Source organism: Streptomyces sp. NPDC042364 (assembly GCF_056437585.1).
On record NZ_JBWKAJ010000006.1, the window covers coordinates 137587 to 159501 of the forward strand.

Sequence of the window (21915 nt, forward strand, 5' to 3'; positions counted from 1 at the left end):
GCAAGCTTACGGGGCCATGATCACTCGCGCCAAAGCAGCGCCACCCCAAAGCCGCTCCACCGACCCTCGGCAACCCGGGAGGGCCTGAGACGGCCGTAGGGAACTTCGAGGCACAGCACCTACCGTCCAGGGCAACGAAAGAGAGGCCCTGGCGATGGCCAAGACCTCTCCCGCTCCGTCCGCGACTCCTACGGGGTCACCGTGGCAGCGCGTCCTGTTGTCGGTGCCCCCACGGCATAGAGGGGACTACCGGAAGGTGAGTCGCTAGACCCGGGTCAGTTCTGGTTCCGGATGTAGCGGATGATCATGATGATGAAGCCGGGAAGCCCGACTCCCACCACAACCCCCGTAGTGATCGCCTCGAACATCGAGGCGTTGTCCATGGTCCGACTGCCGATCCCGGCGAGGATTCCAGCGATCATCCCCAAGAGCACGATGATCACCGCCTCGAACTTGCGGATCTTGGACCCGTCGTCCCCATTTCCACCACCGGAGCCGGAACCAGCACCCGAGACCTGGGGGTTGTTGTGCGTCGCACTCATGTGCAACCTTCACCTTCGCTAGCCGCCTGCGAGGTGAGCTGTCGGGTTCGGACTGGCGAAGTGGTCCGGCCGCGTCCCTCACGGGGATGCGACTTCACCCCAAGCCGTACGCAATCTGGCGCTTCATCAGAGTCAGCCACGCAACGGCGCTTACCTTGGGTCCCCCGCTCCTGCCGATCTTGATGTGAGATGTGTGGTCATCCAGTCGGCGGCAGGGCTCGGCGTCCGGCTGGACCGCCTCACCAGGGACGGTGAGGGCTTAGAGAAGACGTTCACTCGGGATCGCCGGAATTTCAAATCTGATCACCACTTTTGTGAACTTACTCACCACCCGCCAATTCAGGCTTGCGGGACAACTGCCCAGTTCAGACCGGCGTGTTGCGCAGCGCCGCGGGTTGACATGCACCCAACACGAGCTGTTGACGGCCTATCAGTGTGACCTACGCCATTGACAGAAATTGATCTTGATGTGGGGGTCGTCCTGACGGTGCGATCGGCTCGGATGCGAGGGAGCGGCTACGGGCGCTGAAGGCGCCCCTGCGGCGGCGCCTGACGGCGCGTGAGCCCGCCTTGGCGGGATGCTCATCCCGGAGCCACAGATGGTGCCCTAAGGGCGTCCAGGAGACCGTGTGGCTTTAAGAGGCCACCAGGGCGACACGTCCGGCACGTCTCGGCGGGAGGCTCGTCAGAGAGTGGCCGGCTGAGCAGACTCGGGACATGACCCAGAACCCAGGCCTAGCGGTCGCTGCTCTGTGGGTAGCCGGTGCCAGCGCAGTAGGCGCCGTGTGCAACATGGTTATCGCGTGGCTCACCTACAGGCGAGTCCGCCCCGAGGTGGACGTCATCGTGGAACGGCACCTGATGAGTCCGGTGAACCCTAAGCCACGGTATGAGCGCGGGTATCTCATCCGTCTCCGGTTGGCGAACCGTGGCGTGACTCCTATGGGTGTCGAGCGTATTGACTTCATCCCCGTCCACGGCCGTTGGTGGGAACGGAAAACCACGCAAAGGAAGGGCCCTGGGGGAGAGTGGTTCACCGAGCCGAAGGTGATCCCGGCTCTCGGTGGTCTGCCCTATCAGCGGGAGCTTCGGCCCAGCGCGCTGATGCACGACGGGGAGAACCCCAGGCGTCTCGTAATCCGGGCCCGGCTCACCAACGGCAAGCATCGGACGGCACGGATCAAGGATCTGTCCGGCCTGGTGATGGAGCTTGGGCCGGAACCCGAACTGGAGCCTGAGCCGTTCGTCCCTCGGTGGCGCAGGGTGCTGGGCCAGCTCAGATCCAGACGTTGAGTCGTCGCCGGTAGGGGGCCGCCGGTCTGGCCGCCCTCACGCGCGTGTGAAGCAGCTTGGGGAGCTGTCGCGGGGGCTGTGCCCAAGGCACTCGAACAACGCCAACAACCAGAGCACGCAGCGCAACGCGGGAGGCCTCTGCCAGGAACCTCGGAACTCCGAACCAAACCGCAGACACGGTTACTGGATTCGGCTTTCCATTTGCGCGCGACTCGGAGGGTAATTGAGCAAGGCCCTTCGAACTTTCCCTATAGGCAACTCGAAGAAAGGTGAATCACCCACGATCCTGAACCGATGCGGCGGTATCACGCCACCCTTCTTCAAAAGTTCACCGAAATCCACCACCTTGCCATCCCGGTGACGCAAGGGATTGGGGGCCAGCTCAATTAGTCCGAACCTAGAAAGCATCAGGTGCGCCTCATAGACATCGCGTGAAATTCCGTAAAGCCATTCTCTGTCTCTCTCACTCAAGTAGACACCTTGCAGGATGTGCGCTTCAGGGAAGCGGGCTGCAAGATGCCTTAAGATCAAGTACATCCTGATTTCGGCATCAGTGAGCACGTAAACCCAACCATTGGTGAAGAACTGTACAGGAAGGTTGACTACAGTTCGCGCACCTTCGTAGAGCTCGGGGATGATATACCCGCGCTTCTCTGGCTCAGCAAGACCGGACTCGTGCAATAGCATGAGAGGAAGCGCATTACCCGGCTCCCCAACGTTTCTCAAAACGAGATTCTCGTCAGCAAGCCTCTTGATAGCGGACTTCACTTGGCGAATCCGATTCTGATTCGCGGTAACCGGAACCTTCGCCTGCATGTTCTGCTTGGCCGACGAGACAATCAAATCAGTCCACGAAACCTCCCCTCCTGAAATCGGGAGTGGGCAAGCCCCCGCTATTCCTCCTCGCTTCCTACTCTGTGCTTCAAATACCGCAAGAAGGTATACCTGCAGATTTAAGCCGCGCGGCGCAGATATTCGGGCGATGGGGGGTGGAGTCATCGGCGGTCCGGTGAACAGCGGCGCCCGAAAGCGCACCTGGGCAGGCCAGTTGCCGCCGCGCGCATGCAGCCCCCGCACCACACGCGTCGCGTGCTCGATCCGTTCTGACACGGCTTCAAGGGCCTGCACACGACGAGCCCGGCGCTCAGCATTCCTCGGCACGTCAAACCCTCTCCGACCCTTTAGCCCGCGAAGCACCTGGTGCCCGACCTGCGGAGACTTCGGAGACCGCGACAAACTACATGCGGGCCAAAGGGTTTCGATCACGGAGCCGATCCCCTCTGACCCTTTGGCCCGAAAGGCAACCTGCCCCTCACCTGCGAAGTCCTCATTCACCGCGACAAACTACATGCGGGCCAAGGGGTTTGGGGGCGGTACCCGCAATTTGGCGCCGGATGCAGCAAAGTGGCAGCACCGAACGACGAGCGGCCCCCCGGCGCAACGAGGGGCCGCTCTCAACACCCAAGTCCGCTAACGCATGTCACGAAGAAGGTGTCTCCATGAATGTACGCCTCGGGGGTAACACTTCCCAGGCCCCCGGCCGTCCGCCCTGGATCGTCCCGGCTGGACTCCTGGCGATCGGTGTCGTCCTCGGTGTCTGGGTGGTCCCTGATCTGGCGACTCCGCTCAGCACGGGAGCGGCCGTGCTCGGTGGCATCGTCACCGCGTACACGGCTGGACGAAATAAGGAGCCGCGCAGCAGTCACTCGGGCGGTCTGAACGAATCAGAGCCACACCACAGAGGTTCCGAGGCGCGGGCTGGCGGACGCGATCACACCCGTCAGTGAGTGTCTAACTGCGTGACAACGCCAACGCACACCAGCAGACAGCCACGCACACATACGGACCATCGCAGCAGGTGAGGGGCGCACCAGTCCAAGGTCGAGAACACACCCAAGTTGCTTCGGGACGAAGAGGTCGCTCCGTTAGGGTGCGCCGCCTGATCAACGAGGCCCCGACCTGTCCTGCATGCAGCCAACCCATGAAGTCTGGTGGCCTGGTGCTCACCGAACGGGAGGACGATGGCCGGCGGACCTGCCGGTCGCTGTGGCGGTGTGCCGATCGGCATATCTGGTGGAGCTGGGCAGACCGGCCGGACGAACCAATGGAGGTCTGCCCGCTCCCGGGGCTGTTCCGCTGACATCCAACGTTGACATCAACGAGCACGGACTGCGGCCGACAACCAGCGGCCATGTACGGCGCCAGTGCGCGAGGCGAGTCCCCACCGCACCGGGCCCGGATCGAACTTCTAAAGCGGGTGTCGCAGGTTCGAAGCCTGCCGGGGGCACAGCAAAATGGCCAGCTCAGGAGGGTTTCCTCCCAGGCTGACCCTCCGTCGTGTTCGGGGGCCTGCCACCGCGTGCCACTACGTCCACTCAGCAGCTCGTAGGGGCGGAAGGGATGCCCGCTATTTCGTGGAAAGGGACGCGTAGTCGTCCGGCACCTCGCTGATCTGCAGGTCCGAGAAGAGCAGGGTGAGGCGGTGCGCGTTGGTCTCGATGCGAACCTCATGGAAGTCGATCCCCAAGGCTTGCGCCCAACGACGGGTCGCTTCCGACTCCGGGAGGACCTTCGCACCTGGGTACAGGGAGTGCCACTTCACGCCCCAGACGTATCCGTCAAGGTCGACGCCCGTCTCATGATCGATGAGGCGATCGTCCAAAGAGACACGCCAGGTCTCTGGCAGGACGGACGATTCGCACCGGGCCTCAATGCAGTACCGGAAGAGGTACCGCAGATACGCTGGCTCGACGTCTGTGCGGGGAAACGTCACAGCCACGTCACGCCCCTTCACACCGTCCACACCGGTCGGGACGATGGATCTTTCATCTCAACATTCCTGGGGGGAGCCATGGGGTTCATCAACAACGCCAAGGCGTTCGGTGCCGAGTTCGTCGAGTCCATCAAAAACGCCAAGGTGCACGGTGCCACTGACGAAGCGCGTACGGCCTACGCCGAAGGACGCGCCGTCCTTGTTTACAAGATCATCGAGGCGAGCGGGGGCAGCATCGATTACACCGGACCGATGACCGGCGTAGGCGAGCAGATCGAAGCCATCGAAGCCGAAGGGTGGGTGTTGGCCAACATGGCGACAGCTGAGAGCAAGACCCTCAGCGGCGATGAACGCGCCGGCCTCATCTGCGTGTTCCGCCGCCGCTGACGCCTCATCAACCGGCCCGGCCTGCGCCAGGCCCCGCCGCGCCGATCCCCCGTCACGGCGGGATCTTCCCGACCTCTCCAACGAAGGAGCTGGCATGAGTGACGTATACGTGCCTGAGCGAGGAGACCGCTACCACCTCTACGAGAACTGCGCGGACATCAGCTCCGGGCAACTGGGGAACACCACCCAGGGAGTCGGGACGCACAGCGTCACGCCGATGCCTCTCGACCAGGCGGAAGCGCTGAGAAAGACCCTCTGCCGAACCTGCCGCAAGACCGCACTGCTCCCGTAGTTGCAATCTCGTTGATCACACCGCGCCATGGGGCACCGGCCCCGGAGGCGACCCCGGCGGACAAGCGTGCACTCATGGGTCATCGACGCAACCGCCATCGATCGGTCCCTGAAGCTGGCACCGGCCGAGCAGGGCGCCGGGGGCCTGGCCTCGTGGACGTGCCAGATGCGTGCCAGATCTCGCGGAGAACCACGGGGAACAGCGGGGAACAAGTCGGCAACCACCCGGACCGCCGTTCTAGGCCCACCGCAGGTCAGAAGAGTTACCGCCTCCAGAAGACCCAAGCTTCCCAAGCTGAGAGCGTCACCCGCAGGTGCCGTTCTTGCTTCGGCAGCCCCCTCGTGGAGTCAATACAGTGCCTCTCATGGACTGGACTGCACCTCTGAGTGCCATAGCCGGTGCACTGGCCGGCATCGTCGCAACGTTCGTCGTGGACCGAGACCGCTGGAAACGCGCCCAACAGGCCGACGCGCAGACCGTTTTGCGTGAGACCTTCGTGACCTACCTCGCCCACTTGGCCCGTGCGACCGAAGGCATGCGTTTTGCCGCCGAGGCAACCTACGACATGCCGGAAGAGCGCAGGCGTGCGGTCCGCGCGGCCTTCTCCGAGTCTGGTCTGTTCGAGCAGCGCTTCGGCCTGACGATGCTCGCTCCGCCGCGTGTAGTGGAGTTGGGTGTCGACGCGTTCCGCACCGTCCGTACGCTACGTGACCTCCTCGCAGAGGGTGCGCAAGTCACTGACGGGGCCTTCCAGACCGCACAGCACACGTACTACAAGGCCGCCCAGGCCGCAGCAGCGGCCATGCGCCAAGAACTTGGCATCCCCGAACTCCCGTTCGTCCCCCTGGCATCCAGCCACGATGAACACAGGCAGACACAGGCCTGAGCACCAGAGTCTGCGTGCCCTCATAGCCTGCCGGGGCCGTCTCAGTTTCCGTCTCATTCAGCCCCGTTCACGGCCGTTCAGACGAGACCAGGCGTCGGGGGCAAGCCCACGAGCGGGCCGCCTATGAACGCAGGTGAACGCCCCTGCACACAGCCCACCGTCCCACCACCACAGTTGGAAAGCGTGTTGGGGGCAACCCCTCACGAGTTCGAATCTCGTATCCTCCGCAGCCGCTGACCAGCGGATATGAGGGCCCCGACCAGATCATGGTCGGGGCCCTTGTCGTGCCGTGGTCTCAGTTTTGGTCTCAGTTGCCATGATCGGATCGACGCGGACCTGGGCGAACGGCCTGCATCCGCCAGTGGCCCTGAGGTGTCCCGGTGCTGGGCACCGACCGTGAATTTCATCCACCTGCCGCCACAACGGCGCGTACCCCCACTCCGCGCGTGGACCGCTGGAGGAGAACAACCATGACTGCCGTAGTCCCCGAGACGCCAACGACGACGCCACCCCCTGACGGACAATGCGTCTCCACCACGTCCACAGCCCTCGTCTCCGAGCCCGCCCCAATCTCCTGGCAGCAACTCCGAGCCATGTCCGATTCGTACTGCGGCGTCACGACCCTGTTGGTCGAGGCCGGAATCGGCTTGCACAAACTCATGAAGCGCGATGGCGGCTCAGAGCTCAGCCGCGCTTACACGCTTCTCCAGAAGTTCGTGATCCCTCCCGTGGACGAGCGCGCATCGGATGAGGCCGAGGAGGAAGCGATCGCATGACCACCACCGACATCGACCTCGACGCGCTTCCTCCGGACACCGTCGTCGCCAAGAACGGCCAAATCACGCCGATTGGGAGACTGGTCATCGCGAAGCAGGCCAAGGAACTGGCCGACATCTGCCGCCAGGCTGCCGACCCGCAGGCCGCACTCCAGGTGGTCTTGGAACTCATCCCCAAGCACCTGGCGGAGATCGCCAGCCAGCGCACCAACGTCGCCCCCAGCCCGCTGCGCACCGCCCTCACCAGCCTTGTCGGGTCCCAGTGTCTGGAGCGACGCCCCGGCCGCGAGCCGCTGACCGGTGATCGGGTGGACGGCCAGCCAGATACCGACGACACCTGGCCCGACCGCCTGCTGTGCACCCAGCAGCATGGCCACAGCGGCAACCACCGTGACGCGCTTGGGCGGAGTTGGCAACAAGCGGAGGTCTCGGCATGACGATTCTGACCCGTGAGCGCCTCTGTCCCGTGTCGCTCCACTTGCGCCAGGGGGATGCCCAGCAGGCGCATGCCCCATTTGACCCGGATCGGGGTCAGACCCCCACCACGGCATCGGGAGCAAGCCCCGACTCTTCCAGCGTTGTCAGTTCTCATCGACATTTTCGAGCTGTTGATCGCTAAGCGCTGCCCAAAGCCGTCGACAAACGTTGCTCGCTCACGCTTACGAAGCCAACCAGGCCGGGCCTACTGGTTTCCTCCCCGCCGAAGCCTCCGCCAGAACCACCCAAGCGGCCTTGGTGCCCCAGTCCGTCACGTGGTAACCCCACTGGCCTCGGGCCAATTCATTCACGATGACCAACCCCCGCCCACGCTCGTCAAGCGGCCCGGTCGCCGCCTCCACCGAGGCGACTTCCGCCTGGGACAAGGCAGTCGCGTAGAGGCCCATGGGAAGCAGAGGATCGCCGTCGTGGATCTCGCAGATGTATCTTCCCGCAGCAGATCGAAGGTGTACCTCGTACGGGCCGCGCGCGTGCTCGTGCGCGTTCGCCACGAGCTCGGAGACGGCCAGGACTCCGTCGCTGACGACGTCTCCTGACAGGCCCAGATCCTTGAGGACACGTCGCAGAACCGCGCGGGCTTCGCCGGTCGGGTTGATGGTGTGGTCGGTCCAGCGGTACACGAGGCCGAGAGCGGCGGACGGCGCGCTGATCATCGGGCGGCGGACCTCCTGTGGGTGACGTCGGTGGCCGTCTCCCGGAGCTGCGACGTGGTCGCGGAAGCGCGTCAGGCACGCCACTGAGAGGCGTACGGCCGCAGGAAGCACCCCGGCTTCGGGCGCGCGACCCCGGGAGGATCGTGGCTCAGGCACCAGCCATGAGACCGGTCGCGAGTCACGCACTCAACGACGGCCGCCGGTGCCCCTGATGCTCATGGGCGTTTATGAGCGCGAGGGCCAGCGAGCGAAAAGGCACTCGAGCGAGACCGCCGACACCCGACCCGCCGTCGGCCTGCGCTTCCGCCCGTCTGGTCACTGGGAGTATGGGCGGGTGAGTGCTGACGTGTTGGGACGCTGGGTACCGGATCGACCCGAGGATGTGGCCGCGGTCTTCGCCAATGCGGACTTCCCGTGGTGGATCGCCGGTGGCTACGCGATCGAACTCGCGGTCGGCCGCGAGCTGCGCGCACACGGCGATCTCGACGTCCTCGTCCTCCGGCGTGACCAGGCCCTCGTACATGAACTGCTGGCCGACTGGGACCTGCACGTGGCGGATCCGCCCGGCCAGGGGGAGTTGCGACCGTGGCGTCCTGGAGAGGTCCTTCGGCCGCCGCTCCACGACATCTGGTGCCGCCGCACGTCCAAGGCACCCTGGTCGGTGCAGCTCATGCTGGACGAGGCCGAGGGCACCCAGTGGGTCTCGCGGCGAACCACGGAGATCCGGCTCCCGATCGACCAGCTCGGACGGACGAGCGAGGCGGGCATCCCGTATCTCGCGCCCGAGGTGCAGCTCTTCTACAAGGCAAAGGCGACCCGGGACAAGGACGAGACCGACTTCGAAGCGGTACTGCCGCAGCTCGACGCTCCGGCACGCGCCTGGCTGGCGGACGCGATCAAGGTGATCGTGCCCGGCCACCCCTGGATTCACCGGCTCCTGCCGGTCAGCCGAACGTGAGCAGCGGAACGTCGTAGAGGTCGGGGTTCCGGGGCCGGGTCATGGTGGGCGACGTGACCTCCAGGATCAGCAGCTCGCTGAGGAACTGGACTTTGGCGCTGAGGAGATGGCTCGTCCTGCCGTCGGCCGACTGGGCCTTCAGGCCGGCGGAGACGTGGATGTGCGGAAGTATCCCGCCGGTGGCCGGGTCGTGGGCGATCGTGCCCGCGCCGAACACCTCGACGTTGGTCACGTACGTCTTCGCCCAGACCGGTGCGTCCGGGTCGGCGAGCTTCTCGCAGGCACCCACGATCTCGGCCTCCTCGAAGGCTCCGATGAACGAGGGGATGTAGCCCTGCCGTACGCCGTTGTTCCGGCAGAAGGTGGACAGCGCCTCGAAGAAGTCCTCCCCGTGGTCGAAGGTGACGCCGAAGGTACGGCCGACGGTCAGCTCGTGAGCGCGCATGTGCGGGTGTCTCCTGACGGGGTGGGATCAGCGGGCGGAGGCGGGGGTGAAGGTCTCGCGGACCGTCGCTCCGTCGGCGCCCTGGGCAAGCAGGGCCTGCAACAGGAGCCGCGCCTGGTACGGGCTGAGGTCTCCGGCGCCGATGAGTCCTCGTCCGAGGAGGTCCTTCTCGGAGCCTGGGAAGCCGTACGTGTCGGACAGGACGGGTCCGTTGCCGATGCGGGAGGCAAGGACCACGGGGATGCGGGACGCAAGCTTGGTGAGTCCTTCGACGAGGCGCTCCGGGACGTGGCCGACGCCGAAGGCCGCAACCACGAGTCGTTTTGGTCTCATTCACCCCCGTCCGGCCCCGTCCAAACGAGGCCACCTCGGACGCTCCGCCGCAGGTCAGGACACGTACGATCTCCGCCGACCCCCCAGACGAACATTTGGAAAGCGTGTTGGGGGCAATCCCTCACGAGTTCGAATCTCGTATCCTCCGCCAGTGCCTCACCGGGCACGATGTCGAAGGGCCCCACCGTTCGCGGTGGGGCCCTTCGACGTGCTCCGTCTCACTCATTCCCGGCACTCAAGGCATTCTCCTCGCCTGGCGCAGCGCACCGACTTCCTCCGGCTCGCCCCCGACCGCGCCGCCCGGCAGGCCGTACGCCGCCTTCAGCAACTCGGCTTCCAGGTCACCCTGAGCCCTGCCGGGGCCGCATGAACCGAGCCGCACATCATCCGCCGCCATTCGACATCACGTTGTTTTCGGGTCGGCCGCCGACGAGGACCTCAGTCCGCCGATGGTGATGAGGACGGGGTCGCGGGAAGAGGGCTGATGCCGGGTTCGAAGTGGGCCCGGAGGTAGATACGGGTTCGCTTGGGTGAGAACTCGTGTGCGTACAGACGGATGCAGCGCTCGTCGGACGTGTCATAGGCGTCGGACGTGCCGTGCGGGTTGTCAGGGGTGCCGGAGGCGCCGGGATCCTCGGTGGCCTTGGCAGCGTCGGGGCAGACGTAGCCGTAGCGCATGCCGTCCTTGAACGTCTCCGGTTCCGGGAGCCCGAGGTGCGCGAAGTCATGAGGAGTGACGTGGGCCTGCGCGGAGGACGGCTCCAGCCACTTGCCCTCCGGGGGATGCTCCTCCAGGTAGGTCTCCGCCTCGGACCCCGTCAGCGTGAAGGTGAGAAGGCCCGTGTCGAAGCGGGAGGTGACCTCGTACGCGGCCTGGGGAGACCGGGCCGCGACCGGGACGTCAAGGCCCATCTGCTCGCTCATCCACTCCGGCGTGATCCCCTCGGCCCACCTCGTGTCCGCCGCCTGTTCCGCCACGCGGTCGCCGGGGCCGTCGCCGCCCTGGTCAGCGAGGAGCCACCCCGCCGCGGTCACGGCGCCCGAGAGGGCCGGCACGCCGACGGCCACGCCTGCAATGAGCCACCAGCGGCGGCCGCCACGACCGCCCTTTCCGCCTTCCTCGGGTGCCCGGTACGCGTAGACGTCGTTCATCGGCCGTCCGCTCTCCCCGCCGCCCTGCTGGTCGTTCGGTCCTGCTGTTGCTCTCGGCCGGGGTTCAAGCGTCCGTCCCTGCTGTCGTCGGGACCCGGTAGCGGGTCGTCGTTGGGCTCCGAGGAGCCGAGATCGTAGTGCTTGACGCTGCTGCTGCCCGACATGTCGAACTCCTGGGCCAGGCCCACCCTGTGCAACTTGGCCATCTGTCCGTCGGGGATGTCCAGCGGACCGACGTTGACGCCCTTGCCTTCGTCCCAGTTGTAGCGGTCCCAGACGTTCGCCTGGTAGTCGACGCTGATCTTGGGGTTGCAGGCATCGCCGATCTGCTGCGCCTCACGGCACGAGGAAGACAAGCCGCCCGGCCACGCCACCGTTCGTGGCACGCGCTGGTGACGGAGGCAGGGACGGGCGGCGGTCTGCTGGGCTCACCTGGGCGCGGAGTGCAGTTCGCGTACCAACTGCGGGGTGAGCAGCTCGCCGACGCGGTCGGCGAGGACGGCCATTTCGTAGCCGACGAGGCCCACGTCGCACCCTTCGGCGGCGAGGACGCCGAGACAGCTGCCGTCGCGGATTCGACCGACCATGAGAAAGCCCCCAAGCATTTCGATCATGACGAGCTTCATGCCGTGGAAGCCGTGTGCCGTCGCCGCGTTCTGGGCGAGGCTGGTGATGCCGGAGACGACGGCGGCCAAGTGATCGGCGCGATCTCGGCCGAGGCTGTCCGAGGCGGCCATGAGCAGGCCGTCGGAGGAAACGGCGACGGCATCGGTGACGCCGTCGGCGGTGCGCACGAACTCCGAGACGAGCCAGCCGAAACTCTGGACGGCGGTGGTCACGATGACGCTCCTTGGGGGTTTCTGGCTTCGGCGCGGGCGACACCTGCTCGGAAGCCGTTGAGCAGGGAGGAGACAGCGGGCCTGGCGGGTGGGGGTGGGGTGGAGGGGTCCTCCACGGGGGCGAGCAGGCGCCCGGGGAGGACAAGGAGGGCGGACAGGCCGCCGCCCGGAGTGTCGAAGAGGTGGACTTGAGCGCCTTCACCGAGGCGGTGGGCGAGTCGGCCGACGACGAGGTGGCCGAGGAACCGGGTGGGTGCGGCAACGAGGGCCTCCTCGCCGGAGCCGGAGAGGAGGGCGCCCGCACGCGCTTTGTCGGCTTCGGACATGCCGATGCCGTGGTCGACGACACCGTAGGAGTATGTGTCGTCCTCGGTGTCGTACCAGCCGTGCACCTCGACCGGTTCGGTGGGCGGCGAGAAATTCAGTCCGTTCTCGATGAGTTCGGCGAGGAGGTGGGCGACATCTGCGACGGCGTGCCCACGCACCCGCACCGGCTCCACGGCCGCGATCAGAACTCGACGGTACTGCTCCACCTCGGCGACCGCGGACTGGACGACCTCCAGACCGTCGGCGGACGCTGCCGTGGGCCTTGGCGGATTCTGCCCGGCCAGGATTAGCAGGCTTTCGGCGTTGCGCCGCATACGGGTGGCGAGGTGGTCGAGTTCGAAGAGCTCGGCGAGGGCGTCCGGGTCGAGTTCCTGCCGTTCCAGGCGGGTGATGAGGCTGAGTTGGCGACGTACGAGGCTCTGGTTCCGGCGGCCGAGATTGGCGAGCGATTCCGTGGTGTTGCGACGCAGGCCGGCCTGCTGGGCGGCCAGCTGGAGGGCCGTGTGTTCCACCTGCTGCAGGGATGCCGCGACCTCGGCGATCTCGGCCGCACCGCCCAGCAGCCGTGCATCGGCGGTGTCGTGCGCGTCCTCCGGCGTCAGGAGCTGAGCAGAGTCCTGCGGGGACTGCTGGATACGGGCGACGGCTGCGGGCAGTCGGCGGCGCGCCACGTCGTGAGCGGTCTCGGCGAGTCCCCGGAGCGGGCGCGTGAGCGACCGGGAGGCGACAGCGGCAAGGCCCGCGACCAGGGCGGCGACGAGGGTGCCCGTGACGAGATAGGCGGCGAGGGCCAGTTCGGCGTCGTGGCTGAGCCGGTCGGCCCGGTCCCGTACGTCGTCACCGACCGACTGCTGGACGGCGTACAGATCGTCGACGAGTACGGTCATCGCATCCCACCAGGTGCGGGCGTCGGCGCGCAGCGGGGAGCCGTCGGCGGCGCCTTCCGCCTGTTTCTCGTAGGCGGTGGCGCGTTCGGCGTCCTCGGTCGCGAAGGCGTTATCCAGTGCCGCGCGCTGAGGTGCGGTGGCGACCTGCCGGAAGCGGGTGAGGGCGGCGACGCGGGTGGCTCGCACCTCGGTGAAGTCGATGTACTCACGGCCGTGGAAGGCGCCTTGGGCGAACACACCGTTGAGGAGCCCGCGTTCGAGGGCGACGGACTCCTTGGCGGCGGCCAGCTCGCGCAACGCGGAGAGCCGGTCGCGCAGTTGGCGGTCGGCGCCGGTCGCGGTCTCCGCCACCGGATCGACGGCGTTCAGGGCGTTGACGGCGCTGGTGTAGAAGGTGAGGGTCGCGGCCTGGCCGGCGGTGCCTCTGTCGGCGGCGGCTCGGATGTCGGCGAGACGCCGCAAGTGCCGCTGGACGACGTCCTCGACGGCGCTTTCGGTGCGCATTCCGCGCAGAGCCGTGTCAACGCGCTTGCGCGTGGCGGAAAGCGGTGGGCGGAACTCCTTCTCACCACCCAGCAGGCCGTTGGTAAGGCCGCGTGCGCGCTGCAGCTGGTGCACCAGGGCCTGGATGCGCAGGCTGAGGCCGACCTCGGCACGGGTCGTCCGGGCATCGCCGAGGGCCTCGGCGCGGCCGTCCACGGCGAGACCGGCCACCGCCAGCAGCAGGCAGATCGGGACCGTGATGACCACCGCCACCCGGCCCCTGATGCTGCGCCAGCCAGGCACCGGCCGTCGCCCGGGATTCGTTCGGCCCCCGTGGCGGCGCACTGAACCGCCCTTGCCTAATCTGCCCTCGCCGATCGCGGCAACCTTGCCGCGCAGCGGCCGTACGGGCATCCACACCCTCATGTCACGAAGCTAGTCCGCCCGCCTTAGCGGCCGGTTTCCTGACTGTTAGACCGCGTGGGACATTCCGTTGCGCCGCTCTCACACCGCAGAGCAGGAGATTGTGACCGCGGAATGGTCAAGCACAGGGGTGTGGTGTGGAGGCGGGAGCGCGACGAGCGTGGCTCCTGTACGGGGCATCCCCGGCATGCGTGCGACGGCACTGGCCGGCCGGCGATGTCGTTGCCTGAACGAGGCGAGGTGTCCTCCCCGCGCCCGGCCACAGCCCCCTGACCGCGGAAAAAATCCGCGTCAGGCCGTCGAGGCGACTCACTGGTCGTGCGGAGGCGGCCGAGAAGTGCCTGCCGCAGCTGCCGTGCCGTCCCAGCGAAGGAACATCGGGCGGCGCGGCACCCGGACCACCGCAACCCGTGCCTCGAGTATCCCCCGACGCCGGCATGGACGTCCTGGCCGACCGGCTGCCTCAAGGCACCGACGACGGCACCGGAACCCGACCCGGCGGCAGCGGGGTGCCTTTCGCGACGGAGACCGAGGGAGATCGTCGCCGGATACGCGAAGCGCCTTTCGTGCAGCGATGTCCGCCAGGTCGCCCATGCCATCGACACCGGTGCGATCGCGGTCGAGTACATCGCCAGCTCAGGCAACCGGACCCTCCCTCTCTCCGGCATTCATGGCGGGATGCCCGCGTAGGACTCGGCGGCCGGGCCGGACGGTTGTCGACGTTGGATGACGACTGGTCGCGGACGTGGTGAACGAACGCGCCGTCCCCGGCCGCGGCCCGCAGCTGGGCGAGAGCCAGGGCGCGAGGCCTACTCCCCCCAGTGAACGCGGCCCAGTTCCTGATCGGAGCCCAGCGCGCTCGCTCCGTTCATGCGCGAGGACGCGGAGCAGTACGGCTGGGACCAAGCGGCAGTCGCCGGGCTCATCGCCACGTGCCCGATCACCGAGCTTGAGTTCTTCCACAGCACCCGGTCGGCCTCAGACAGGGCGTGCGCCATCGAGGGCATTCGGCTGATGTTCCCGTGGACGACCGCGCCTACGACCACACCTGGCAGTCAGCACGCTCCTGCACAGCGCTGCCACAGGCCAGCCGCAGGCAGCCGACGGTTCCTCCGTCGGAAGGCTCTCCGAGCGGATTACAAGTGAGGGGCGCAGCCTGAGGGCATGAGTGGAAACAAGCCCACAGGTCCGCCGCCAGGACCACAGCGGGGCCAATCACTGTCTTCGCCAGCGACCCCCTCACGGCGCGGGAAGATCTTCAGCCATGCCGCAGCGGCGCTTGGCGGGCTACTGGTCGGTGTGCTCACCAGCGTGGTGGGATCGAGAGACGACACCGCGGACCCCCCCTCTGTTACCCAGACCGTCACTGCCACGCCTCAAACGGGCCAGACGGCCCAGATTTCCACGGAATTGCCGGCTGCCACCCCCAGCACTCCGAAGAAGAACGCCACACCTACTGCGGAGATCCCCGGTGACGGCGTCTTCCTAGTAGGCAAGGACATACAGCCGGGCACATATCGCAGCGACGGCAAGGACAACGCTCTCTGCTACTGGGCTCGGCTGAGCGACACGACCGGCGAGCCAGGGGACACCATCGCGAGCGGAAACGCTGAAGGGCAGGCCATCGTCAAGATCGACACGAGCGACAAGGCGTTTCAGACCTCCGACTGCATGCCCTGGCAGAAGATCGGTTAGCACGCTCGGTCCTGCTGAATAGCCCCCGAGAGTGTGGGGGCAACTCCTCACGAGTTCGAGTCTCGTGTCTTCCGTCGGCTCAGCGGGGCCGGACCACGAGAGCGGCCCGGGCCTCTGGGCTTCGTCCATCTCAGTGGAGCACGCGGGCGGCGGCCTGCCTGTTCGGTGCCGTTGTCCGCGCGGACGCTTCCGGGGAAACTTCTGTGGTGGACCGACTGCGGCTGTTCACCGCCGTTCCCCCGCTCGGCCCTGGCGGGGTGGAAGGCTTCGGCACCCGGCCGGTCACCGACCGGGAGACGCCATCTGACCGCCCACCCCCTTCCACTCGCCGGCCCCCGGAACGAAGGTGCGGCCGTACGCGACGAAGGCATCCGGAAGAGACATGACCAGGACCGCATCGACCGGCGCCACCGGCTCCCTGCCCGAAGCCGCCCAGGCACAGCGCCGCATCCTGCGTGTTCTGGTCGCGTCCCAGGTGCTGTCCGGCGCCGGTCTCGCCGCCGGTGTCACCGTGGGTGCCCTGCTCGCCCAGGACATGCTGGGCACCACCAGCCTGGCCGGCCTGCCGAGTGCCCTGTTCACCGCGGGCTCCGCTCTGACCGCCGTCGCCGTGGGCCGTATCTCCCAGAACCGCGGCCGCCGGCCCGGCCTGGCCACCGGCTACCTCACCGGAGCCATCGGCAGCCTCGGCGTCATCACCGCCGCCGTCCTCGGCAATCCCGTCCTGCTGTTCATCGCCCTGTTCGTCTACGGCGCCGGAACCGCCACCAACCTCCAGGCACGCTACGCCGGAGCCGACCTCGCCCAGCCCGACCACCGTGCCCGGGCCGTGTCCACGGTCCTGGTCGCTACCACCCTCGGCGGCGTCGCCGGACCGAACCTCGCCGCTCCCACCGGAACCTTCGCCGAGCACCTCGGCATCCCCGGACTGGCCGGCCCCTTCCTGCTGTCCGGCGCCGCCTACGCCCTCGCCGCGCTCGTACTGGCCCTCTGGCTGCGCCCCGACCCGCTGCTCACCGCACGCGCCCTCGCCGCCGCTGGGCAGAGGAGCGCCGCCGCCGACGGGACCGCCTCCGTCGACTCCGTACGAGGGAGCCGCAAAGGCGTGGTCCTGGGCGCGCTGGTCATGATCCTCGCCCAACTCGTCATGGTCGCGATCATGACGATGACGCCGGTGCACCTGCACGACCACGGGCACGGCACCGCCGCCTCCGGCCTCGTCATCGCCATCCACATCGGCGCCATGTACCTGCCCTCTCCACTGACGGGCTGGCTGGTCGACCGGTACGGCGGGATGTGGATCGCCGCCCTCTCCGGCCTCACCCTGCTCGCGTCCGGCGTCCTCGCCGCCACCGCGCCCGGCGACTCCGTCGCGCTCCTCGCGCTGGCCCTGGCCCTGCTGGGCCTCGGCTGGAACTGCGGCCTCGTGTCGGGCACGGCGATCATCACCGACAGCGTGCCGCTCGCCACCCGCGCCAAGACCCAGGGCATGGTCGACGTCTCCATCGCCATCGCCGGCGCGACCGGCGGCATCAGCTCGGGCATGGTCGTCGCTGCCGCCGGCTACCCCGTCCTCGCCCTCACCGGCGGCGTCCTCGCCCTCGCCGTCCTGCCCGCCGTCGCCGCCACCGCGTACCGCCGCTGACCCACCCGTCCCCACGACCTGGCCGCGCTGCGGAGGCACCGGACGGCGGGATCGCCGACGGGCCCGTGTCGCCCGTGTCGCTCGCGGTGTTCTCCGCGCCGGCGCAATCCGTTCCGGTCTTCGGGTGACACGGGCCCCGTGCGCTGATCGGCTCATGACGTCAGGCGTCAGGCCTCAGGCGTCAGGGTGTCGGGCGTCGGGCGTGGGCCGTCATGGGCGTGGGGCGTCAGGCGTGGGGCGGGCATCCGGCGTCGTGCGTGAGGGGTCAGGCGTCGACCGCGGCTGGGTCCCGACCCGGGTCACGCGTCGCCCGGCCAGTCCCAGGTGTCCTGGGCAGGCGGCAGGACTCTGGTCGTGAGGCGGCGGTAGGCCGCTCGGGCCTGGAGGACCCGGGCCAGGGCGGTGCCGGTGAGGGCCGCCGTGAGGAGGCAGACCAGCCAGAACGTGTCGCGCGGGTTGGCCCAGGTGAGGACGCCGGCCGGGGGTATGGCGAAGCCGTTGAGGAAGAGCCAGCACAGGGCGGCCGTGCCGGGGGCGGCGGTGAAGCGGGCGTAGAGGCCGAGCAGGGCGGACAGCAGGGAGAGCGCGGCCAGGGCCAGGCCCGGCCGGTCCGTGCCGACCAGGGCGTTGAGGACGGCCACCAGCGCCATCGCGCCGGCGAACGCCGCCGCCCACACCAGGGGTGTGGAGACGGGCTGGGGTACGGGGCGGGGGCCGGTGCCCAGGGACACCCACTGGATCATGCCTGCGCTTCCTTTCGGTCCTTCCCCGCTGCCCTGGCGGGGCCGCGGCCGGAGCGGAGGGTGGAGGTCGGTGGCCTCGGTCCGCATGACCGCCGGCAGGAGTACTGGGCAGGTCACCGGCGTGGATGCCGGAGAGGGGCCGAACATGGATTGTCCCATCGGGGGCTCGGTCCCGCCTCGGCCAGGCCGTTGTCGGGTCTCGTTAGGGTGGCACCGACGGATCTCCGAAGAAACATCAGAACAGGACAGGGGGCCAGCCGTGGGTGCTCCGCGCCTCAGCACTACGCCGTTGCCGGGGATCGGTGTGCGGTACGACCTCAACACCCGGGAGCACCGGCGGCTTTCCGTCGTGGCGCACCGGGACGGGTCGCGGACGTTCAGCGCGTACCGGGAGGACGATCCGGACGCCTGTGCGTTGTCGGTACGGCTGACGGGGAGCGAGGCGGGCGCGCTGGTGGACGCGCTGGCGCCGGACCACCACAGCCCGAACCTGCTGTCCACCACCGAGCTGGGCCTGGTCGCCGAGCGGATCGAGCTGGCCTCGACGTCGCACTGGAACGGGCGGGTCCTCGGGGACACCCGGATGCGGACCGAGACGGGCGCGTCGATCGTGGCCGTCCTGCGGCGGGCGGAGGCGATTCCGTCACCGGCCCCGGACTTCCGGCTGGCCGGCGGTGACACCCTCATCGTGATCGGCACCCGCGAGGGTGTGGAGGCGGCCGCCGCGATACTCGGCCGGGAGTGAGCGGCCCATGCATCTCCTCGGACCGCTCTCCGCACAGTTCTCCGCTCCCCTCGCCGCTCAGGCTCCTCCGCACCTCACCGCGCCCGTGCAGTCGGCCGCCGAGTCCTCCGGGCACTCCTCCGCCGTCTTCCTCATCGAGTTCGGTGCGATCATCCTCGGCCTCGGGTTGCTGGGGCGGTTCGCCGCCCGGTTCCGGCTGTCGCCGATCCCCCTGTATCTGCTGGTCGGGCTCGCCTTCGGGGAGGGCGGGCTGCTGCCGCTCGGCACCAGCGAGGAGTTCGTGGCGATCGGCGCCGAGATCGGCGTGATCCTGCTGCTGCTCATGCTCGGCCTGGAGTACACCGCCAGCGATCTCGTCTCCAACCTCAAGACCCAGTACCCGGCCGGGCTCGTGGACGCCGCGCTCAACGCGCTGCCCGGCGCGGCCATGGCGCTGCTGCTGGGCTGGGGGCCGGTCGCCGCCGTCGTGCTCGCCGGCGTCACCTGGATCTCCTCCTCCGGGGTCATCGCCAAGGTCCTCGGCGACCTCGGCCGGCTCGGCAACCGCGAGACGCCGGTCGTGCTGAGCATCCTGGTCCTCGAAGACCTCTCGATGGCCGTGTATCTGCCGATCGTCACCGCCCTGCTGGCCGGGGTGGGGCTCGCGGCGGGCAGCGCGACCCTCGCCATCGCCCTCGGGACGGCCGGGCTCGTACTGGTGGTCGCGGTGCGGTACGGACGCCACGTCTCCCGTTTCGTCTCGAGCGACGACCCCGAGAAGCTGCTGCTGGTCGTGCTGGGGCTGACGCTCGTCATCGCGGGGCTCGCGCAGCAGCTCCAGGTGTCGGCGGCGGTCGGCGCGTTCCTCGTCGGCATCGCGCTGTCCGGTGAGGTCGCCGAGGGGGCGCACAGTCTGCTGGCGCCCCTGCGGGACCTGTTCGCCGCCGTGTTCTTCGTCTTCTTCGGCCTCCACACCGATCCGGCGAGCATCCCTCCGGTGCTGCTGCCCGCGCTCGTGCTGGCCGTCGTCACCGCGCTGACGAAGATCGCCACCGGCTACTGGGCGGCCCGCAGGGCCGGGATCTCCGTGAAGGGCCGCTGGCGGGCGGGCGGCACGCTGGTCGCGCGCGGCGAGTTCTCCATCGTCATCGCCGGGCTCGCCGTCACCGCCGGCATCGAGCCCTCCCTCGGGCCGCTGGCCACCGCGTACGTCCTCATCCTGGTCATCGCGGGCCCGCTCACCGCCCGTTGGACCGAGCCGGTCGCCCTGTGGGTGACGGGGCGGCTGCGGGCGCCGTCGGCCGGGCGGCCGGCCACCCCCACGTCCACGTCCACGTCCACGTCCACGTCCACGTCCACGGACGGCGGTTCGCCGTCGGCCCCCTCACCGGTGGCCGAAACGCACGAGGCCCTGGAAGCGGAGGAGCGGGACACGGCCGAGCGGTCCTGAGACGGCCGGTCCTGAGACGGCCGGTCCGAAGACGGCCGGTCCGAAGACGGCCGGTCCGAAGACGGCCGGTCCGAAGACGGCCGGTCCGAAGACGGCCGGTCCGAAGACGGGCGGTCCGAAGACGGGCGGTCCGGAAGGCGTGCCCTCGCCGGCGCCGCTCGCCGCCTCAGGAGCCTGACGCCGCGAGGGCGGGACGGCGGGCCCGCCATCGGCGCGGTTTCGAGAGGGAGGCAGCTCGGCGGCGGCGTGCGGAGGGCTTCCTACTGGGCCGTGCCCGACAGGAGCCAGCGGTGGACGGGGACTTCGAGGAGTACGCGTGAGCTGCCCTGGCGGTACGGGGCGGTGACGTCCTCGGCGTACTTCGCGATGAAGGCGGCGGGGACGTCCGGCGGGAACGGGCTGCGGTGCACCACGGCGTCCCCTTCGGCCACCACGGGCCACCGGCCGTCCTCCAGCGCCGGCGACACGCGCGCGTACCGCTCGATGTTGCGGACCTTGACGGAGTCGTCGTCCGCGCCGATCCACCAGCCGCCCCGGTGGAACACGAACCAGACCGGCGTCACAAGAGGGGACCCGTCCGGCCGTACGGTGCACAGCCAGACGTTCCGCTCCCGGTCCAGCCGCTCCCGGACGGCCGCGTCCGGCGGTGCGGCGGTGCGGCGGTGCGGCGGTGCGGCGGGGTCGCCCTTCCCCGGCGCCTCACTCATCCCCGGCCTCGCCGAAGCTGGCGAAGTACGCGGCGGCCATGTCCTCGTCGGCGTGGCCCTGGGCGGCGGCACGGGCCAGGCGTTCGGCACCGGCGGCGGCCACGTCGAGGCGGACGCCGTGCCGCTGTCCGGCCTCGACGATCAGCCGGGCGTCCTTGGCGGCGGTGGCCACGGCGAAGGACGCCGGGGAGAGCCTGTCCTCCAGGATGAGGGCGGACTTGGCGCGGAGATAGCCCATGTCGAGGGGACCCCCCTCGATGATCTCGAAGAAGGCGGCGGGGTCCACGCCGAGGGCCCTGGACAGGGCGAGGGTCTCGCCGGCCGCGTTGGTCGCGGCGAGCACCCAGCTGTTGGCCACGAGCTTGAGCCGGGTGGCGGTGCCCGTCGCCCCGTCCTCACCGGTCCACACCGTACGGGCGCCCACGGCGTCGAAGACGGGCGTCACCGCCTCCCGTCCGGCCGCCGGACCGGCCGCGAGGACCGTCAGCTGCCCTGCCTCGGCGGGCTGCCGGGTGCCGAGGACGGGGGCGTCGTAGAAGACCAGGCCGTGTTCGCCGGCCAGGGCGGCCAGTCCGGCGACGGCTTCGGGACCGGCGGTGGTGGACTGGACCCAGGCGGCGCCCGCGCGCAGACCCGGTGCCGCCTCGCGCATCACGTCCAGCACGGTGGCCCCGTCGTACAGCATCGTGAGGACGACATCGGCGCCCCGTACGGCCTCGGCGGGGGTGTCGACGACGTGGACGCCGTCGGCCGTCAGCGGCTCGGCCTTCGCACGGGTGCGGTTCCAGGCGCGTACGGCGTGCCCGGCCCGGGCCAGGTTGCGGGCCATCGCCGCCCCCATGATGCCGGTGCCCAGGACGCCGACGGTCGGCTTGTCGCTCATGACGTGATCTCCCATCACCTTCCTGCCTTCGGAGATTACTTCTCCGACCGGCCCGGTCGGCGTCACCCCGCGCGGCGCGGCCGGCCGGGCAGCGACGGCCGCGCGGAGAAGGGTGCCGTGG

The 21915-nt window shown here is 68.7% G+C and carries 23 protein-coding genes, 2 pseudogenes and 1 riboswitch; of the genes and pseudogenes, 12 read left to right on the forward strand and 13 right to left on the reverse strand.

Annotated elements, in window-relative coordinates:
- Positions 1–275 precede the first annotated feature (275 nt).
- On the reverse strand, positions 276–542 hold the full coding sequence (locus tag AC067N_RS14775; RefSeq protein WP_478679268.1) for a hypothetical protein: 267 nt from the start codon (positions 540–542) through the stop codon (positions 276–278).
- Positions 543–550: 8 nt separating this feature from the next.
- Positions 551–737: riboswitch (cyclic di-AMP (ydaO/yuaA leader) on the reverse strand.
- 522 nt (positions 738–1259) lie between these two features.
- Between AC067N_RS14775 and AC067N_RS14780 the strand changes: the two genes are divergently transcribed.
- Positions 1260–1835, forward strand: a complete 576-nt coding sequence (locus tag AC067N_RS14780; protein WP_478679269.1) for a hypothetical protein — start codon at positions 1260–1262, stop codon at positions 1833–1835.
- Between the two features lie 180 nt (positions 1836–2015).
- On the opposite strand, the gene AC067N_RS14785 is transcribed toward AC067N_RS14780, so the two are convergent.
- On the reverse strand, positions 2016–2963 hold the full coding sequence (locus AC067N_RS14785) for a hypothetical protein (RefSeq protein WP_478679270.1): 948 nt from the start codon (positions 2961–2963) through the stop codon (positions 2016–2018).
- A 1279-nt stretch (positions 2964–4242) separates the two neighbouring features.
- A pseudogene (locus AC067N_RS14790) lies at positions 4243–4611 on the reverse strand (YxiG-like protein); the annotation flags it as partial.
- Positions 4612–4686: 75 nt separating this feature from the next.
- On the opposite strand from AC067N_RS14790, the gene AC067N_RS14795 reads away from it, so the two are divergent.
- The 5 genes from AC067N_RS14795 to AC067N_RS14815 all read left to right on the forward strand — a co-directional run bounded on the left by AC067N_RS14795 (position 4687) and on the right by AC067N_RS14815 (position 7386).
- Entirely contained in the window at positions 4687–4995 is a 309-nt protein-coding gene (locus AC067N_RS14795) for a hypothetical protein (RefSeq protein ID WP_355791730.1), read from the forward strand.
- 94 nt (positions 4996–5089) lie between these two features.
- Complete coding sequence (locus AC067N_RS14800) at positions 5090–5287, forward strand: hypothetical protein (protein WP_355791729.1); 198 nt, start codon at positions 5090–5092, stop codon at positions 5285–5287.
- 364 nt (positions 5288–5651) lie between these two features.
- Positions 5652–6173, forward strand: coding sequence for a hypothetical protein (locus AC067N_RS14805; RefSeq protein WP_275457433.1), 522 nt, complete (start codon positions 5652–5654; stop codon positions 6171–6173).
- Between the two features lie 593 nt (positions 6174–6766).
- Positions 6767–6949, forward strand: a complete 183-nt coding sequence (locus tag AC067N_RS14810) for a hypothetical protein (RefSeq protein WP_478679271.1) — start codon at positions 6767–6769, stop codon at positions 6947–6949.
- Positions 6946–7386, forward strand: coding sequence for a hypothetical protein (locus AC067N_RS14815; RefSeq protein ID WP_478679272.1), 441 nt, complete (start codon positions 6946–6948; stop codon positions 7384–7386). Before AC067N_RS14810 ends, AC067N_RS14815 begins: the two co-directional genes overlap by 4 nt.
- Positions 7387–7608: 222 nt before the next feature.
- On the opposite strand, the gene AC067N_RS14820 is transcribed toward AC067N_RS14815, so the two are convergent.
- Positions 7609–8100 (reverse strand): ATP-binding protein, encoded by a 492-nt coding sequence (locus tag AC067N_RS14820; RefSeq protein WP_478679273.1) that lies wholly within the window; start codon positions 8098–8100, stop codon positions 7609–7611.
- Positions 8101–8434: 334 nt separating this feature from the next.
- On the opposite strand from AC067N_RS14820, the gene AC067N_RS14825 reads away from it, so the two are divergent.
- Entirely contained in the window at positions 8435–9058 is a 624-nt protein-coding gene (locus AC067N_RS14825) for a nucleotidyltransferase domain-containing protein (protein ID WP_478679274.1), read from the forward strand.
- Here AC067N_RS14825 and AC067N_RS14830 read toward each other — a convergent pair.
- From AC067N_RS14830 to AC067N_RS14855, 6 genes are all read right to left on the reverse strand, one after another.
- Positions 9045–9503 (reverse strand): PPC domain-containing DNA-binding protein, encoded by a 459-nt coding sequence (locus tag AC067N_RS14830; protein WP_478679275.1) that lies wholly within the window; start codon positions 9501–9503, stop codon positions 9045–9047. The two genes, AC067N_RS14825 and AC067N_RS14830, sit on opposite strands and share 14 nt — an antisense overlap.
- 27 nt (positions 9504–9530) lie before the next feature.
- Complete coding sequence (locus AC067N_RS14835) at positions 9531–9818, reverse strand: hypothetical protein (protein WP_478679276.1); 288 nt, start codon at positions 9816–9818, stop codon at positions 9531–9533.
- A gap of 456 nt (positions 9819–10274) precedes the next feature.
- Positions 10275–10988, reverse strand: coding sequence for a hypothetical protein (locus AC067N_RS14840; RefSeq protein WP_478679277.1), 714 nt, complete (start codon positions 10986–10988; stop codon positions 10275–10277).
- A complete protein-coding gene (locus AC067N_RS14845) occupies positions 10985–11344 on the reverse strand; it encodes a hypothetical protein (RefSeq protein ID WP_478679278.1) in 360 nt (119 codons plus the stop codon). Before AC067N_RS14845 ends, AC067N_RS14840 begins: the two co-directional genes overlap by 4 nt.
- A 72-nt stretch (positions 11345–11416) precedes the next feature.
- Positions 11417–11827 carry a roadblock/LC7 domain-containing protein gene (locus tag AC067N_RS14850; protein ID WP_478679279.1) on the reverse strand — a complete coding sequence of 137 codons (411 nt, stop codon included), beginning with the start codon at positions 11825–11827 and terminating at the stop codon, positions 11417–11419.
- The gene (locus AC067N_RS14855) at positions 11824–13797 is read right to left on the reverse strand and encodes a sensor histidine kinase (RefSeq protein ID WP_478679280.1); all 1974 of its coding nucleotides are present in this window, start codon (positions 13795–13797) and stop codon (positions 11824–11826) included. The genes AC067N_RS14850 and AC067N_RS14855 overlap by 4 nt, the downstream gene beginning before the upstream one ends.
- A gap of 971 nt (positions 13798–14768) precedes the next feature.
- On the opposite strand from AC067N_RS14855, the pseudogene AC067N_RS14860 reads away from it, so the two are divergent.
- The 3 genes and pseudogenes from AC067N_RS14860 to AC067N_RS14870 all read left to right on the forward strand — a co-directional run.
- Positions 14769–15020: pseudogene (locus AC067N_RS14860) on the forward strand (PIN domain-containing protein); the annotation flags it as partial.
- Positions 15021–15246: 226 nt separating this feature from the next.
- The gene (locus AC067N_RS14865; protein WP_478679281.1) at positions 15247–15642 is read left to right on the forward strand and encodes a hypothetical protein; all 396 of its coding nucleotides are present in this window, start codon (positions 15247–15249) and stop codon (positions 15640–15642) included.
- 382 nt (positions 15643–16024) lie between these two features.
- Positions 16025–17287 (forward strand): MFS transporter, encoded by a 1263-nt coding sequence (locus AC067N_RS14870; RefSeq protein WP_478679282.1) that lies wholly within the window; start codon positions 16025–16027, stop codon positions 17285–17287.
- A gap of 299 nt (positions 17288–17586) precedes the next feature.
- Here the strand turns inward: AC067N_RS14870 and AC067N_RS14875 are convergent, their stop codons facing one another.
- Complete coding sequence (locus tag AC067N_RS14875; RefSeq protein ID WP_478679283.1) at positions 17587–18030, reverse strand: hypothetical protein; 444 nt, start codon at positions 18028–18030, stop codon at positions 17587–17589.
- 259 nt (positions 18031–18289) lie between these two features.
- Between AC067N_RS14875 and AC067N_RS14880 the strand changes: the two genes are divergently transcribed.
- The gene (locus tag AC067N_RS14880; protein ID WP_478679284.1) at positions 18290–18775 is read left to right on the forward strand and encodes a cation:proton antiporter regulatory subunit; all 486 of its coding nucleotides are present in this window, start codon (positions 18290–18292) and stop codon (positions 18773–18775) included.
- Positions 18776–18782: 7 nt separating this feature from the next.
- Positions 18783–20204 (forward strand): cation:proton antiporter, encoded by a 1422-nt coding sequence (locus tag AC067N_RS14885; RefSeq protein ID WP_478679285.1) that lies wholly within the window; start codon positions 18783–18785, stop codon positions 20202–20204.
- A 260-nt stretch (positions 20205–20464) separates the two neighbouring features.
- Here AC067N_RS14885 and AC067N_RS14890 read toward each other — a convergent pair whose 3' ends face one another.
- Both AC067N_RS14890 and AC067N_RS14895 read right to left on the reverse strand, forming a co-directional pair.
- The gene (locus AC067N_RS14890; protein ID WP_478679286.1) at positions 20465–20911 is read right to left on the reverse strand and encodes a pyridoxamine 5'-phosphate oxidase family protein; all 447 of its coding nucleotides are present in this window, start codon (positions 20909–20911) and stop codon (positions 20465–20467) included.
- Positions 20904–21794, reverse strand: a complete 891-nt coding sequence (locus AC067N_RS14895) for an NAD(P)-dependent oxidoreductase (RefSeq protein ID WP_478679287.1) — start codon at positions 21792–21794, stop codon at positions 20904–20906. Before AC067N_RS14895 ends, AC067N_RS14890 begins: the two co-directional genes overlap by 8 nt.
- Between the last annotated feature and the right edge of the window lie 121 nt (positions 21795–21915).